We start from the raw sequence: 14,778 nt of genomic DNA on the forward strand, positions 1-14,778 counted from the left end.
CTTTAAAAGGGTTATCAATACTAGGTAGAAAATAAACATAGAAGAGATTATTTGTAAGTCACATAAATTTTGGGAGTGATTATATGAAATACAGTGCAAAATCACAACGTCAGCTAATTTTATTTTACGCTTTTTTATGTCTTATAAGTGGGTTTTTCAGTTGGCTTGTTTCAGTTACTATTTGGATATCTGCAATCGCCTTTATCTTTTGTTTCTTTATGGCATTTGTTAAATATAGCTTGATAGTAAATAAGCATATAATTTCTTACACAATTCTTCTTTTTGGTTTAAGGATTTATAGTAAAGAAGTCGCTCCAGCTGGTATAGAAGAAATTCTCTTTAAACGAATAAGTTGGAAAACAAAAATGGCTATAATTAAAACACGCAAAGGTATTCCAATTCGAGTAGCTTTATTTAAGCCTGAAAATGTATATGATAATTTAATTGTATTTTGCGAAGAAAATGAAGTTCCGTATAAGAAAACAAAAGATTATAAGATAATTGAAAACATGGGATAATACAAAATAACGTTCCCAAATCAAGTTTGGGCGCATCTGAAAGAGGTAGGAATGTTGTTAAATCAACGTTTCTGCCTTTTTATGATGTAAACATACAAAAAATGGTTGACGACTATATCGCCTGCCGATATACTAACTATATCAGCACACGATATATCATCGGACGATAGTGAAGGAGAGGATGACTTGCAGCAACCTTTAACAGAGGGCGTTTATTATATTTTGCTAGCGCTATATGAGCCACGTCACGGCTATGGCATTATGCAAATCGTTGAGGAGTGGAGCGGTGGTCGTGTGATTTTAGGTGCAGGTACAACATACGGCGCACTTAAAAATTTGCAAAATAAAAAATATATTGAAACTTTAGCGGGGGAAGGACGTAAAAAAGAATATGTCATCACCCCGCTTGGCAAAGAAATTGTCGAACAGGAAGTAGCAAGACTGAAAGAATTATACGACAGCGGCCGTCAGTTGATTGAAGCGAAGGGGGAATAATGATGCGTGTGGCAAAAATTTTTATGGACGACTTGAAGGAAGAACAATGGCTGAATGACATGGCAAACAAAGGATGGTATTTCAAAAAATTGCGCTTCCCCTATTACACCTTTGAGCAAGGGGAACCAGGGCAATATACATACCGCTTAGAAATGCTCTCAGGACTTGGTTCAAAGACCGATTTAGACGACTACTTAGAATTTGTGGAAAGCACAGGCATTGAAGTCGTGCAAAAGCGATTTAACTGGGCGTATTTCCGGCAGCATACAAGTAAAGGACCGTTTGAACTGTATAGCGACGCACAGTCAAAGCTGAGCTATGTACAGCGTATGTATGGGCTGTTTTTAGTGCTCATTCTCATTAATGTTATGTCGGCTGTTGCAAATGCTGCGGAATCTGGCACAGGTGCATTTGCCCATGTGAATGATTTTATGAGTGGGCTTAGTACAGGTGTTGTTGCCGCGCTCATCATTCCGTTTATCAAAATTGCAAAACGTAAACGCAACATAAAAAAAGAACTCGAGCTTTTCGAGCGATAGGAGGAAAAAAGAATGGTACTACAGCTTTCAGGCGTCACAAAACGCTACAAGGATTTTTCCGCAGTAAACCAGCTCAATTTTACGATTCAAAAAGGCGAAATCTTCGGTCTTATTGGGCAAAATGGTGCGGGGAAAACAACAACATTCCGTATGATCCTAGATTTACAGGATACGACAGAGGGCACGATTACGTGGGATGGCCAGCCGATTAAATCGATTAGCCGTGATTTTTTAGGCTATTTACCAGAGGAGCGCGGGATTTTCCCACAAATGAAAGTCGAAGAGCAGCTATTGTTTTTCGGAGAGCTGCACGGTATGGATAAAGCTGGATTAAAAAAAGACATCGACTTTTGGATTGAACGCTTCGACTTAGAAGAAAAGCGCCATGTAAAGGCCGAAACCTTATCAAAAGGGAACAAGCAAAAGGTACAGCTCATTGCGAGCTTCATTCATAAGCCACAGTTTTTAATTTTAGATGAGCCGTTTAGTGGGTTAGACCCGGTGAACATGGAGCTATTAAAGGATGCAATTTTACTGCTGCGTGATCAAGGGATGACGATTTTATTCTCGAGTCACCAAATGGATAATGTCGAGGAATTATGTGACCGCCTGTGTTTACTAAAGCGCGGCGAATCGTTATTTTCAGGTTCACTACTCGACTTGAAAAAGCAGTATGGTAAAACGAAGCTGACGGTGCGCACCGATAAATCGTATGAAGTGTTAAGCGAATACCCAGGTGTGGTCAACGTGAAAATGGAACGCGACCAGCAAGCCGTGCTCACACTTTCTGACGAATCCTTCGCACCGCAAATTTTTGAATTATTATCGAACGGTGCGTATATTGAAAAATTTAGCCTAGATTATTTATCATTGCATGAGATTTTCAAAGAGAAAGTAGGTGCGGGCCTTGTCTAAATTTATGGTGTTAGTTAAAAAGCTTTATAAACAAAAAGTCACGTCAAAATCCTTTATTTTAATGACGTTACTGTACTTAGCTGCGTTATCAGCGGTACTATTTTGGTCGGATATTAAGGAACTGCTGTTTTCAGGTGAAGCCGAAGTCATTGCCGTTGTAAATGAGACGGACTTTGATGTCACGCAAGTATTCCAAAATAATGATGACTATGAATATAAATACGTGAGTGCTAATGAAGTCGCTGAAAAATTAAAAGAAGGTGATTATTACGCAGCCTTCACGTTAAGTGATGCAGATGGTAAACTCGCAGCGAAAATTGATTCTTATGATCCGCTACCACTCAATGACCAAACGACGTACCAATCGATGCTGAGTCAGGTGGGGCAACTGTATGCGATGAGCCAGCTGGATTTAAGTGCTGAACAACAGCAACTCTTACTTTCTTCAGAGCCAGTCATTACCTTAAATTCAATTAATGAAGCAGCAGAGGATGGCAAATCAGCTGATGAAAAGATGGCAGGTGTGTGGATTTCGTACGCAATCGGCATTATCATTTACGCCTTTGTCGCGACATACCTTTCAATGATTACAACGGATGTGGCCTCTGAAAAAGGGTCACGTGCACTTGAAATGTTACTAGTTAGTGTGCGACCAGAAATCCACTTCCGTTCGAAAATCTTTGGCGTATTTGCCGTCGCATTAACACAGTTTGTTGTGCTGTTTGGCGGGTTATTGCTCCTATTAAGATTCTCAGATGGCGGCAATAAGTGGTCATTTGTAACGGATTTATTTGATTCGTTATCAGTCAGCTACTTTATGTATGTAGTAGGCTTCTTATTCTTAACGATTTTAATGTACTTAATCATCGGTGCGCTATTTGGTTCACTTGTATCCAAAGTGGAAGAGGCAGGGCAAGTGATGATGCCTGCGATGATGTTAACGCTAGTAGGCTTCTACGTGATGTTAACAGGGATGGGCAATCCAGATACATTATTAATTAAAATCTTCTCGTACATCCCGTTCACTTCTGGCATGGTGATGCCGATGCGAATTGGGGCAACGGATATGAATGCCATCGAGCCAATCATAAGTTTTGCGCTACTCGTTGTTACGGTATTAGCGTTGTATTTCGTCAGCCTATCGTTCTACAAGCGTAGCGTATTAACGTACTCTTCAGGTGGCATCATCGAAAAAATGAAAACCGTTTTCAAAGTGACAACATAAGGTGCGAGTAGCTATTCATGCCATTTCGTAGTACACTAGAAGCATACGAGAGACTTGTCTAGCGGCAAGTCTCTTTTCAATTGACCGAAAAAAAGGGTGACTTAATGAGAAATTTAGTAGAATTACAAGTAGATGCAAAAGCGATTAAGGATTTAACAAACGGCTATCCGTTAATTTTAAAAGACGCAATCGTGACAAGTGAAGTCAATGTTGAAGAAGGCACGCTGATTCATTTAGTTGATAAAAACGGTGGCTATATTGCGACAGGCTATTACGGTGCTCAAAATAAAGGTATCGGCTGGGTGTTATCACGCAAGGAAAAAGAAGCAATTGACGCGAAGTTTTTTGCAGCAAAAATTCGTAATGCGGCAGAAAAACGCGCGGAATTCTTCGCATCAGAAGATACATCGGCCTTCCGTGTATTTAACGGCGAGGGTGACGGTATCGGCGGATTAACGATCGATTTCTTCAACGGCTTCTACATGGTCAGCTGGTACAGTGAAGGAATTTACTCGTTCCGTGAAGATATTTACGCTGCCTTAAAACAAGCGGTAAATACGCGCGGAATCTATGAAAAACTACGCTTCAACACAAACGGCCAGTACATCGAAAAAGACGATTACGTGTCAGGTGAAAAGGGCGAGTTTCCATTAATCGTACAAGAAAACGGCATGAACTACGCGGTTGATTTAAATGATGGTGCGATGACAGGTATTTTCCTTGACCAACGTGATGTGCGTAAAGCACTGCGTGACCGTTATTCAAGCGACAGAACCGTATTAAATACATTCTCATACACAGGTGCGTTTTCAGTTGCAGCTGCATTAGGCGGCGCGGCAGGTACAACAAGTGTTGACCTTGCAAAACGTAGCTTAGCTAAAACAATTGAGCAGTTCTCAGTAAACGGCATTGATTTTGAATCACAAGACATTAAAGTGATGAATGTTTTTGAATACTTCAGCTATGCAGCGCGTAAAGGTCTAGCATTTGATGTGGTTGTTCTAGATCCACCAAGCTTTGCCCGCACAAAAAAAATGTCATTTAGTACAGCGAAGGATTACCCGAAGCTAATTAAGGATACACTAGCCATTACAAATGACGGCGGGATTATTGTCGCGTCGACAAACAATTCGAGCTTTAACATGAAAAAGTTCAAAACGTTTATCGACAAAGGATTTGCGGATTACGGTGCGAGCTATACGATTTTAGAAGAGCACCAATTACCAGAAGATTTTGCGGTTCCACACAACTTCCCAGAGTTTAACTACTTAAAAGTTGTGTTCATTAAAGTAACGAAATAGAGGGATTTTATGCGCTATAATAAAACAATTATGTTGAAATTAATCAACGAACACCGTGAACTTCACGATGATTTAAAGAGACTTAAAACAGAAATGGGCTTAGAGAAAAACTTTGCCGTAAAAGCGATGTATCATTCATGGGTTGCCGATAGTGGCCCGTACATGAAGGATTATCAAGATTTAGACCGCTTAAAATAGACACAAATACCGTAGCCGAGTACATTAGGCTACGGTATTTTTTTACGATATTTATAATAGGAAATATAAAGAATTTGAGCTACCTACTCATGAAAGTTACTAGTAACTAACACAAAGTAGTATATATCGACAAAAAGGTTGGATACTATTTAGTGTTTTCTGTTTTTATGGTTATTTCTGTATATTTTGTCGCCCCCCTTCTATAAAATTAAAAGAAAGGGGTTTTCATAATGAATATTAAAGGTAAGTTATTAATAGGTTTTACCATTTCGATTGTCGTGACAGTGTTAGCGTGCTTGAGTATTTATAATCAGCTAAAAATTGTAGAAACACGCTTTGAACAAACCCTTGAAACGAGCTTGCCGCAAACATACGCCACCGCGGAGCTTAATCGACTTGCCATGGAGCAAGCGACACTAGTACAAAGTTATATTATGGGAAATGATACACAACAGGCCATTCAATCACACCAAGATGAAGTGGTTCGTTATATTACAGAGCTAGAACAAACCGTTAGTAAGGACAACGCGGAGGCGCAGTCACTGTTAGTGAGCATAAAGGACAAATTAGTCGTAATGAATGCAGGCTTTGATGAAGCGATTGCTATGAAAAATACGCAAGGGCAAGAAGCCGCATCAAAGTATTATATTGATGTGGCAGGTATGAATGTTGTTAGCTTTATGGAGGATGCAACGGGATTATCCGCTCAAGTTGCCCAAACCTTTGACGAAGCACGAAACGATGCAAGTGGGAAGGCAGATCAGGCTCTTATTGCAACGATTGTGTCGATAGTTGTAGCAATTGCAGCAGGTGTCGCAACGGCGCTGTCTTTAACAAAACGTATTGCGAATCCATTGCGTAAGCTTGAAGGCTATGTACAAGAAATTTCTAAAGGAAACTTAGCTGTGACACCGGTTCAAATTAATTCAAAGGACGAGCTGGGATCCTTATCACATGAGATGAATGAAATGCGTGATAATATTCGCATGCTCCTACAAAATTTAACAGATAACGCAAATGATTTAAATCAATCATCCGAGCAGTTATTACGGTCGTCTAACGAGGTAAATGAGTCCGCAACGATGATGCTTAGCGGCGCAAAAGGCGGGGCAGAAAGTGCTTCTGCCATGGCCATTTCTGCAAATGAAAGTGCCATCGCAATTAACGAAACGGCTGTAGCGGTACAAAAAATTGCCGAATCAACACAGGAAGTACACATATTTGCGAGTCAAACCGAGCATACCGCCATTGCAGGGAAGTCAAATGTAGCGAAAGCAAGTACGCAAATGAATGCGATTTACGATTCGACAAAAATAACAACAGAGCTTATTCATACATTAAGCCAGCAATCACGGGAAATTGAAAGTATTACACAGGTCATTACAGCCATTGCCGATCAAACGAATTTACTAGCACTTAATGCCTCGATTGAAGCGGCGCGTGCGGGTGAGCACGGTAAAGGGTTTGCAGTTGTCGCAGCAGAAGTACGTAAGCTGGCTGAGGAATCGAACCAATCGGCAAGTAAGATTGTGACATTAACAAACGCCATACAGCACGGCACGAAAAATGTGGAAACGGCCATCCAATCCAGCCTAACGAATGTCGAACATGGCGTCGAGATTATCGATTTTGCGGGCCGTTCATTTGAAGAAATTGTTTCAGCAATCGGTCATATAAAAGAACAAATTGAGGATGTGTCCGCTGCGACAGAGGAAATTTCTGCAACAGCTGAGGAAGTGGCGGCATCGGTCACTCAAATTTCGAAGGCATCTGATCTGACGTACGGCAGCGCAAAACAAGCATATGAAGCATCAGAGGCTCAACTTGAAACCTTGCAGGGCGTTGCAGGAATTGCCAACACGCTAGGTGACCGCGCGCAGCAGTTACAGCAAGTGGTAGCCGCGTACAAACTTTAAATCTAAAGCACTCTTTTTCCTAAATCGAAAAAGGGTGCTTTTTACTGTGTCAATTGTTGGACATATTTCAAACAGTTTTAAAAAAATAATTGCTCGAGCGTTCCCTTTTTCGAACATTTTTTGCCATTTACCTTATAAAGGGGGAATGGCAAATGCTTCATCACTTAAAACCATATGTTCAATTTGACACCGTAAAGGAGATGGACAAGCACGTTCGTCGGCACATTCAAACACACACGTTAACAAAAGCCCAACTAGCCATCCTATACTGCATCGCCCATCATGCACTTGCAACTCCGGGTGTGGCACATTTAAAAGCGGAAACGATTGCAAAAAAATGCGTGATTTCAACAAAAACGGTGTATCGTACGATGAAGCTGTTTGAGCAGCTCGGGATCCTCAAAAGAATTGCTTCTACGAAATTAAACGGCATTAAAGCGGCCAATATTTATGCGATTTGCCCGCATGTCCCATCGGAAATGTCCGAACGACCTCCGTCAAAAGAACGATGCCAAGACAGCGCTGACGTGGCAAAATACGAGAGGGAATCAATTTCTTTTGAATCTAAAAAGAGTAGTACTAATAATATACTGCGCACAGCTTGGCATGAAAAACTGGAACAACATTTTCAGTTCTTCCCGGTGCCAACGAATTTACAAGCACCGTTAATGAAGGCCATTACGCAGCTTGAACTAACAAGTCACGAACAGTTTGAACGAGCAAAACATGTCGTGACGCAAAGTATTTATTTACTCGCTACAAAAGAAGTGACGCTGTATGCAACGTTTGAACAGTTTATTATCGGTGCCTTTAAAAAATGGCGGATTATTCAGCAAAAGCCTACAGAAAAGACGTATGTTTCCACAAGACCCGTACCGTTTTACAACTGGCTAGATGAGCGTGCATGAAATTAATTCGGTTTCCGAAAAACTTTCTGTTCAGATATATCATAATATTAAAAGTTTTGCTAAAATGGTGAGACTTAACAAAAGAGGGTGAACAACGAAATGAAGGTGTTTTTAAAGCTAGGCTGGTTTTTTAAAATGCGCAAATGGCAGTATTTAACGGGCTTATTGATGCTCGTACTTGTCGCGATTTTACAGCTCATTCCACCAAAAATTATCGGCTTAACGATCGATGAAATTGGTGCGGATACATTAACAAAATCAAAGCTCTATTGGTTTATTGGGATTATTGCCGTTGTCGCAATTTGCATGTATGTGCTGCGATATATGTGGCGCCAAATGATTTTTGGTTCGTCCAACTATCTCGCGCGTTTACTACGTGAAAAGCTGCACCGTCATTTTACGAAAATGTCGCCGTCGTTTTATCAAAAGCATCGTGTCGGCGATTTAATGGCCCATGCGACGAATGATATTAACGCTGTGCACCAAACTGCGGGTGGTGGGGTATTAACGCTATTTGACTCGCTTACTACAGGGGGCTTTGTCATTTTAGCAATGGCGATTACAATCGATTGGCGTTTAACCTTGATTGCGCTGATTCCAATGCCACTAATGGCGCTATCGACGACGTATTACGGTAAGCAATTACATAAACGCTTCCATCATGCCCAAGCGGCGTTTTCAGATTTAAACGACAAAACGCAGGAAAGTATTTCGGGCATAAAAGTGTTGAAAACGTTCGGGCAACAGCGTCAGGACGTTGAGGATTTCACACGTTTATCGGATGAAGTCGTGGACAAAAACTTAAAGGTTGCAAAGATCGACTCGCTATTTGATCCAACAATTAGCTTCGTGGTCGGGATCAGCTTCTTACTGAGTCTTGGCTTTGGTACGAAGTTTATTTTAGACGGCGCTATGTCCGTTGGGGATTTAGTGGCGTTTACGACGTATTTAAATATCCTTGTGTGGCCGATGCTCGCAATTGGGATGCTGTTTAATATCGTTGAGCGCGGTAGTGTATCGTACAACCGTATCGAGCGCTTACTGAACGAACCCATCGAAATTGACGATAAGCCGGGTGCAATCGCTGAGATGCCATCTGGAGACCTAGCGTTTCATGTGGATGCATTCACATTCCCAGGGGATCAGGAGCCTTCGTTACGAAATGTGCACTTTGATTTAAAGCAAGGGGAAACGCTTGGCATTGTCGGTAAAACAGGCGCGGGGAAAACGGCAATTTTAAAGCTGTTACTGCGTGAATTTGAAGGCTACGAAGGTGAAATTCGCTACGGGGCTCATGCGATTACCGATTACAAAAAGCAAAACTTGCGTGAAGCGATTGGCTATGTGCCTCAAGATCACTTCCTGTTTTCAGCAAGTATCTTCTCGAATGTCGCATTTGCTAATGCTGACGTGTACAAAATGCACTTTTTTTCTTATGTGCAGAGAATGTATAATTATACTATTAAAGTAGCGCTAATGCTTTAATAGCAGCAATTAGAGTATGCATGGTAGTAAAATTTCTTTTACTCAAGTAGAATTCATCCTAATAAAATAATACTTAATACTACTTACCCTTCCACTACGGAAGGATTTTTTCATTTTGACATTAAATTTAAATTAGTGTCATAACATGTATGTTTTGAGTATATGTAGACCATGCTTATAAAGTAACAACATTATATGCAAGGAGGAAACTAATATGACGAAATACGGTTATTGTCGTGTAGCAAACAACAGTGAAGGTAGTTTAGAAATACAGAAGGCAATGATGCAAAACGAAATGTGTGATGAAATATTAGCAGAAGTGCGTTCGGGAATTAAAGAGCCGAGCGATGCGTTTGAGGACTTAATGAGTCGTTTGAAAAAAGGAGATACATTGGTACTATTTAGCTTAGACCGTCTTTCGCGTGATCCTATTTATTTACAATTCCATGTTATGAAGTTGTTTGAAAAGGGCGTTACAATTCACTCATTAGATATTGGAATATTAGATGATGAATATACAAAGAGCATCTTCATTAATACACTAGACATTGCGTTAGGAATGGAGCGTAATCACCGCGTAGAACGCTTAAAAGAAGGTAAGAGGATCGCAAAGCAGCGTGAAGGGTATGTAGAGGGCCGACCAAAAACGTACACTCCAGAACAGCTTGAACATGCAATGAAGCTACTGGAAACGAAAACATATAATGAAGTAGCTGCCGAAACTAAAATTAGTCGCTCAACGTTAATCCGCGAAAAAAGCAAAAGAAAAAACCTCTCCCAATAAAATAGGAGAGGCAGGAATTGAAACAACACCCAATTTTTCAATTGACATTGAATTATTTTAGGATAACATTGTTTTAATATTTGGTCTACCCTTCCCGTAGCGGAGGGGTTTTTTTATATATTCATCTCACCAAACCACTTCAATTAATGTATAATTAACTGCAAATGAATGATATAAAAAATCAACACAAAATTCATCCATAAAAAGGAGAAGAATATGACTAACAACAATTCCCAAAAAGATCTCGACAGTAACGTTGCCAGAAGACTTGATGAAATATGGCAATTTGCAGCCGTTGAGCGTCAGGACATCTTTAAGAATATTAAGAATAAATCTGAAATTCCATTTGGCTTTAAACTTGTTGGTAAAATTGCAGAGCCTATGAAAAAGAAATCCAAAAAAATCAATGCAGATAGATTAAATTCTCATTGGGAAATTTGGAGAAATGATTTTACAACCATATTAATTTTCAGAGTAGATAATGATGATTATGAATTGTTGGCATTGAGAGATATGGGACTCACACATATGTTTGAATCAACAGAAATCTTAAAAGCAACAATGAAATTATTCCGTATGTTTAATTAACCATAAGTCGATAGGAGAGTGTAAGCTAATGAATCAAATTTTTATCTGGAGCATCACTGAAATACCTGGCTGGCATTACGCAGAAAAATGGATGTATTATCAAAAGACAAATGGCCGCGTTGTATGCTACATTAGCCAACGATTATTTGACGGTTACATCTTGCAGCTATACAAACGCGGTGAAATGTTCATATGCGACATAGAGTACCGCTCACACGATCTACATGAGCTTCTAACGCTTGCAGATGAATGGTTGGAAACATACAAAGATGGCAACTTGGAAGCGATTCACAGCCATTATTATTCGCCTCACAATCCACAAGGTTATTGGGAAATTGAATATAAGAAGTAACATTAAAATAGATTACTGAAGCAAGGGAGATTTACTGAAATGGGCGAAATAACTTTATTAATATTAGAGGGCATACTATGTCAAGAATGTGGTGCATTCGTTGATGAACAATATATAGGGAGTCCACGTTCATGTGAAGACTGCAATGACAGCGAAAGCGATTTAGTTTAAATAAAAAGTAAGTGAGTGATTAACGATTACAGTTTTAAAACGAGATAAAGAAGTTCGCAAAAAACTAGAGGAAGCGTTTGAAGATTACTTTGCAAAATTAACAGAAAAAGAGTTGCTTGAACTGCAAGCTAAAATTAACGAGTATATAGAGCAACTAAAAAATAAGAAACAGAAAACAGCACCGCAGTCGCCTCATATCTTGTAATTGGATATGGGGTTTTATATTTGTAAATTTTTAATAAACAGGGAATTCTCTATTAATGAGAATAAAATTTAGCATTACCACATATATAAATTATTATAATATAAGAGGGGGTAAGCAATGAGCGAAAAAAATTTTACAGAACTAACACGCGGGGAATTAGTCGAACTAATAGCAGAAATGGTTGAGTCAAATCTTTGTAAGCACAAAAAACTAATGGGGATTATCGATGGAGATAAAGAAGATGTAGAAAACATGTTCGTAATTAAAAATCGTAAGGATAAATATTTTGTAGCAAAATTTGAGTGGACTTACTACAATGACGATGACTCTACTCAATTAGACTGGAAGCAAATTACGAAAGAAGAGTTTCGTCAGTACATTTTAGACTCTTTAGCTACTCGTTCATTAAATGAGCTACGTCTGGATTATCAAGTAACAAAAAAGGATCAGAATTTTATTCAGATAAATGAAAAAGTGGAGAAATGTCTTAATGAGTCGATGCAGATAATAGAAACATTGGACATTGAAATGATAAAACGAATCAACAAACCATCTGAAATCCCAAATGATTGTGTCTATATTGGGAAGGTAGCAGATAAATTTGACGCTACATTTGAAGAGGCACACAACATTGATTCAAACATTTCAATTTGGCAAAATAATGATGGCGTAATTATATTAACTGAGGACGTGAATAAGGAATTAGATTTAATTAAAACAATTGCTGTTAAGCATTTAAACGGAAAAATGTATGTATTTAAAGACCATGAATCAGAAAAGGAATTAAACGCAGCTCTCATTAAGCTAAGTGAAATGCCATTTGAAAAACCTACTAACTAAACAAAAAAATGCCCCCCTCCATTGCGGAAGGGGTTTTATTTTAAAAATTTACTTAGGTAATATTGAAATTAATGTGCGTTCACTAAAGCCATTAATTCATTGTACTGGATTTCATTCAACTGGTCATTCAGCAAAAAGATGTTTAACTTAAATGAAATATCCTCTTTTGATTTATACGATTTTCTTTGGATTAATAATAAGCAAGCACCATACGTATTCATTTTCATTCTCCATTCAATTAGTTTTAATTCTAACGGTCTTAAACCATGCCCATTTCAATCATTGCTAAACGCAGATCTAAATCAACGGAATAGCCTAATGAATCCATAATTTCACTTTTGTTTTCGTTTACTTTATGGGCAATCAATTCTTGAAATTCTTTCAACTCATATTGTGCTTCATCGTATTGCCAAACCTCAAGTGTCTGGTTATTGCGTCCATTTGTCAATTCGACACGTCTGATATTACTACGAACATAGACCGTATCCACGTTGACTTCAATTTCACTTGGAGTAGTAGCTTGTACGCTTATAACATCGATAGAGACTTTCATTGAAATCCTCCTTCGTTTCTAAAAATTAATTTATCAATTATTAAAGATAGGCAAGACGACTTGAAATATGTCCGCCAGCTTCCACAACATTAGCAAATGCAGAAAAAATCCCACCAGAATATTGGGGTTCGAAGCCACCATCTAATACTACTGGCGCATATCCTTCCACTGAATCATTTAATATTTCAACCACATCTGTAAAATAAGTTGTACCAGTACCGCCTGTTTCTGATGGTAAGAAACCTAACTCATTTGTTCCTTGTACACTTTTAAGACTACCGTATTCAAATCGTGGAATAGCTCCAACGTTCGTATAATTTTGGCGAATATTAAAATCATCATAAGCATTAAAAATATTGAAATTAACATCTATTTGAATTCCACCTAAAACCGTATAGCCAGCACCCCATAAATGCTCAATCCCAAATAACTTAACACGCATATCAATATTATTGATAAATGTCATTCCTAAATTATTTAATGTTCCAGCTAATATATCAAGTTCCTGAGCGCCTAAAGCAATTGTATCTTGAGAATCTAAATTTTTATATTTGATTAAGTACAATATTTGAATCATTACATGTTGATAGAAACTATATAATTGATAGCCCGCACCATTTGCTTCTGTTCTTTCTACTAGATCTGGATAGCCCATTGCACCAGCAAGATTAGTATTACTTAAACTGCGTAGTCTATTTTCAAAAATGGAATTATTATAAGCTCCAATATAACAATAATCCTTTTCAGTACCACCTTGCTTCGTATGAGCATAACATTTGTAATTAGTATTCACTCTTGAAGTAGATAATGAAATATAAACATTACTACCAACCTTTCGAATATACGTGTAAAATTTAGGGAATTGAATCATCACATCTCCGTCATTTCCGCTAGTTATATCGGCAGATGACTCATCTAACTTTTGGGCAAAATTGTTGGGATTAAGATAGTAGTTGACTTCTCCATTCAAGAGCATAACAGGCTTAATCTCACTGAAAGGAAAAACATTATCCCACGCACTTGAGCCTGCTGCCATTCCAACTGCATCATCAGCATACGTAACTGAGGTTTCGGGATTACTATTTGTAGTATCAATAATGACCGTGTAAATTGGGTGTGCAACTGACGTTACACTAGTCTGCTGCGCGTCACTACTATTGAATGTATTGGAGCTAGAATAGGTAAAAGCACGATAATAATACGCTTCACCCGCCATTACATCTGTATCTGTGTAAGTAGTAGCGATGCCATTAAAAACAGTCGCACCATCTGAAAATGACGTAGGGTAGCCACCTATTTTACGTTGAATACGTATTCCAGAAAGAGAAGCATCTACTGGATTTGTCCACGATAAAATGATTTTGTTAATTTCAGAAGTAGCTCTAAAATTAGTAATAGGTAAGGGAGGAGTAGGGGGAGTAGTGCCAGGGTTAACGGATGAGATTATACCATTGCTATCAATAACAATCGTTGTTCCGTCTGGTATTACATGTCCTAATGAAGAAGTAGTGGCAATTGAAGTTGAATGAGTAGTTAGAGCAGTAATATCAGCTTTTGTGCCAACTATTTCATTGATAGCCGCAACTAGCGTTCCTTTTTGAGTAGTTGATAAATTACTAAGTGTTCCGATTAATGAGTTTAACCATGCAGAGTTATTATAATCATAGACTTGTCCAGAGTTTGTCTCGGGATGGAAAGTATCGGTACTATTCCCATTCACAACCTCAATTTTATGATCAAATGTCGCCATCTAAACACGTCCTTTCTTATTGATTATTCGATTTT

The 14,778-nt window shown here is 38.7% G+C and carries 16 protein-coding genes and 1 pseudogene; 14 read left to right on the forward strand and 3 right to left on the reverse strand.

Translation table 11 applies throughout. From position 1 onward, the window contains the following. The first annotated feature begins 83 nt into the window (after window positions 1-83). From NSQ62_RS07595 to NSQ62_RS07660, 14 genes and pseudogenes are all read left to right on the forward strand, one after another. Complete coding sequence (locus tag NSQ62_RS07595; RefSeq protein ID WP_341323326.1) at window positions 84-518, forward strand: diguanylate cyclase; 435 nt, start codon at window positions 84-86, stop codon at window positions 516-518. Between the two features lie 186 nt (window positions 519-704). Further along, window positions 705-1,013 (forward strand): PadR family transcriptional regulator, encoded by a 309-nt coding sequence (locus tag NSQ62_RS07600; protein WP_341323327.1) that lies wholly within the window; start codon window positions 705-707, stop codon window positions 1,011-1,013. Continuing rightward, complete coding sequence (locus NSQ62_RS07605) at window positions 1,013-1,552, forward strand: DUF2812 domain-containing protein (protein WP_341323328.1); 540 nt, start codon at window positions 1,013-1,015, stop codon at window positions 1,550-1,552. Before NSQ62_RS07600 ends, NSQ62_RS07605 begins: the two co-directional genes overlap by 1 nt. Window positions 1,553-1,564: 12 nt before the next feature. Continuing rightward, on the forward strand, window positions 1,565-2,467 hold the full coding sequence (locus NSQ62_RS07610; RefSeq protein ID WP_341323329.1) for an ABC transporter ATP-binding protein: 903 nt from the start codon (window positions 1,565-1,567) through the stop codon (window positions 2,465-2,467). Beyond that, window positions 2,451-3,692: an ABC transporter permease gene (locus NSQ62_RS07615; protein ID WP_341323330.1), complete on the forward strand. Its 1,242-nt coding sequence runs from the start codon at window positions 2,451-2,453 to the stop codon at window positions 3,690-3,692. Before NSQ62_RS07610 ends, NSQ62_RS07615 begins: the two co-directional genes overlap by 17 nt. Before the next feature lie 104 nt (window positions 3,693-3,796). Next, on the forward strand, window positions 3,797-4,993 hold the full coding sequence (locus NSQ62_RS07620) for a class I SAM-dependent rRNA methyltransferase (protein ID WP_341323331.1): 1,197 nt from the start codon (window positions 3,797-3,799) through the stop codon (window positions 4,991-4,993). A gap of 9 nt (window positions 4,994-5,002) precedes the next feature. Further along, window positions 5,003-5,191 (forward strand): hypothetical protein, encoded by a 189-nt coding sequence (locus tag NSQ62_RS07625; protein ID WP_341323332.1) that lies wholly within the window; start codon window positions 5,003-5,005, stop codon window positions 5,189-5,191. A 230-nt stretch (window positions 5,192-5,421) separates the two neighbouring features. After that, window positions 5,422-7,107 (forward strand): methyl-accepting chemotaxis protein, encoded by a 1,686-nt coding sequence (locus tag NSQ62_RS07630; protein WP_341323333.1) that lies wholly within the window; start codon window positions 5,422-5,424, stop codon window positions 7,105-7,107. Window positions 7,108-7,259: 152 nt separating this feature from the next. After that, window positions 7,260-8,015 (forward strand): transcriptional repressor, encoded by a 756-nt coding sequence (locus tag NSQ62_RS07635; RefSeq protein WP_341323334.1) that lies wholly within the window; start codon window positions 7,260-7,262, stop codon window positions 8,013-8,015. Window positions 8,016-8,114: 99 nt separating this feature from the next. Beyond that, window positions 8,115-9,419 (forward strand): annotated as a pseudogene (locus NSQ62_RS07640) (ABC transporter transmembrane domain-containing protein); the annotation flags it as partial. Between the two features lie 295 nt (window positions 9,420-9,714). Continuing rightward, window positions 9,715-10,284 (forward strand): recombinase family protein, encoded by a 570-nt coding sequence (locus NSQ62_RS07645; protein ID WP_341323335.1) that lies wholly within the window; start codon window positions 9,715-9,717, stop codon window positions 10,282-10,284. A 216-nt stretch (window positions 10,285-10,500) separates the two neighbouring features. Next, window positions 10,501-10,872 (forward strand): hypothetical protein, encoded by a 372-nt coding sequence (locus tag NSQ62_RS07650; RefSeq protein WP_341323336.1) that lies wholly within the window; start codon window positions 10,501-10,503, stop codon window positions 10,870-10,872. 28 nt (window positions 10,873-10,900) lie between these two features. Continuing rightward, entirely contained in the window at window positions 10,901-11,224 is a 324-nt protein-coding gene (locus NSQ62_RS07655; protein ID WP_341323337.1) for a hypothetical protein, read from the forward strand. 493 nt (window positions 11,225-11,717) lie between these two features. Then, on the forward strand, window positions 11,718-12,440 hold the full coding sequence (locus tag NSQ62_RS07660) for a hypothetical protein (RefSeq protein WP_341323338.1): 723 nt from the start codon (window positions 11,718-11,720) through the stop codon (window positions 12,438-12,440). Window positions 12,441-12,508: 68 nt separating this feature from the next. On the opposite strand, the gene NSQ62_RS07665 is transcribed toward NSQ62_RS07660, so the two are convergent. From NSQ62_RS07665 to NSQ62_RS07675, 3 genes are read right to left on the reverse strand one after another with little or no spacing between them, the layout of a single operon-like run. Continuing rightward, window positions 12,509-12,661, reverse strand: coding sequence for a hypothetical protein (locus tag NSQ62_RS07665; RefSeq protein WP_341323339.1), 153 nt, complete (start codon window positions 12,659-12,661; stop codon window positions 12,509-12,511). Window positions 12,662-12,699: 38 nt separating this feature from the next. Beyond that, window positions 12,700-12,993, reverse strand: a complete 294-nt coding sequence (locus tag NSQ62_RS07670) for a hypothetical protein (RefSeq protein WP_341323340.1) — start codon at window positions 12,991-12,993, stop codon at window positions 12,700-12,702. A gap of 40 nt (window positions 12,994-13,033) precedes the next feature. Continuing rightward, window positions 13,034-14,743: a hypothetical protein gene (locus NSQ62_RS07675; RefSeq protein WP_341323341.1), complete on the reverse strand. Its 1,710-nt coding sequence runs from the start codon at window positions 14,741-14,743 to the stop codon at window positions 13,034-13,036. Window positions 14,744-14,778 lie beyond the last annotated feature (35 nt).

The organism is Solibacillus sp. FSL H8-0523 (genome assembly GCF_038051985.1).
Taxonomy (GTDB): Bacteria; Bacillota; Bacilli; order Bacillales_A; family Planococcaceae; genus Solibacillus.

Excerpts from the sequence above, each read along its gene's own strand:
- NSQ62_RS07670 (WP_341323340.1), bottom strand. The coding sequence starts at position 12,993 with ATGAAAGTCTCTATCGATGTTATAAGCGTACAAGCTACTACTCCAAGT.
- NSQ62_RS07625 (WP_341323332.1), top strand. The coding sequence starts at position 5,003 with ATGCGCTATAATAAAACAATTATGTTGAAATTAATCAACGAACACCGT.
- NSQ62_RS07650 (WP_341323336.1), top strand. The coding sequence starts at position 10,501 with ATGACTAACAACAATTCCCAAAAAGATCTCGACAGTAACGTTGCCAGA.
- NSQ62_RS07655 (WP_341323337.1), top strand. The coding sequence starts at position 10,901 with ATGAATCAAATTTTTATCTGGAGCATCACTGAAATACCTGGCTGGCAT.
- NSQ62_RS07595 (WP_341323326.1), top strand. The coding sequence starts at position 84 with ATGAAATACAGTGCAAAATCACAACGTCAGCTAATTTTATTTTACGCT.
- NSQ62_RS07610 (WP_341323329.1), top strand. The coding sequence starts at position 1,565 with ATGGTACTACAGCTTTCAGGCGTCACAAAACGCTACAAGGATTTTTCC.
- NSQ62_RS07635 (WP_341323334.1), top strand. The coding sequence starts at position 7,260 with ATGCTTCATCACTTAAAACCATATGTTCAATTTGACACCGTAAAGGAG.
- NSQ62_RS07660 (WP_341323338.1), top strand. The coding sequence starts at position 11,718 with ATGAGCGAAAAAAATTTTACAGAACTAACACGCGGGGAATTAGTCGAA.
- NSQ62_RS07605 (WP_341323328.1), top strand. The coding sequence starts at position 1,013 with ATGATGCGTGTGGCAAAAATTTTTATGGACGACTTGAAGGAAGAACAA.
- NSQ62_RS07620 (WP_341323331.1), top strand. The coding sequence starts at position 3,797 with ATGAGAAATTTAGTAGAATTACAAGTAGATGCAAAAGCGATTAAGGAT.
- NSQ62_RS07645 (WP_341323335.1), top strand. The coding sequence starts at position 9,715 with ATGACGAAATACGGTTATTGTCGTGTAGCAAACAACAGTGAAGGTAGT.
- NSQ62_RS07665 (WP_341323339.1), bottom strand. The coding sequence starts at position 12,661 with ATGAATACGTATGGTGCTTGCTTATTATTAATCCAAAGAAAATCGTAT.
- NSQ62_RS07675 (WP_341323341.1), bottom strand. The coding sequence starts at position 14,743 with ATGGCGACATTTGATCATAAAATTGAGGTTGTGAATGGGAATAGTACC.
- NSQ62_RS07630 (WP_341323333.1), top strand. The coding sequence starts at position 5,422 with ATGAATATTAAAGGTAAGTTATTAATAGGTTTTACCATTTCGATTGTC.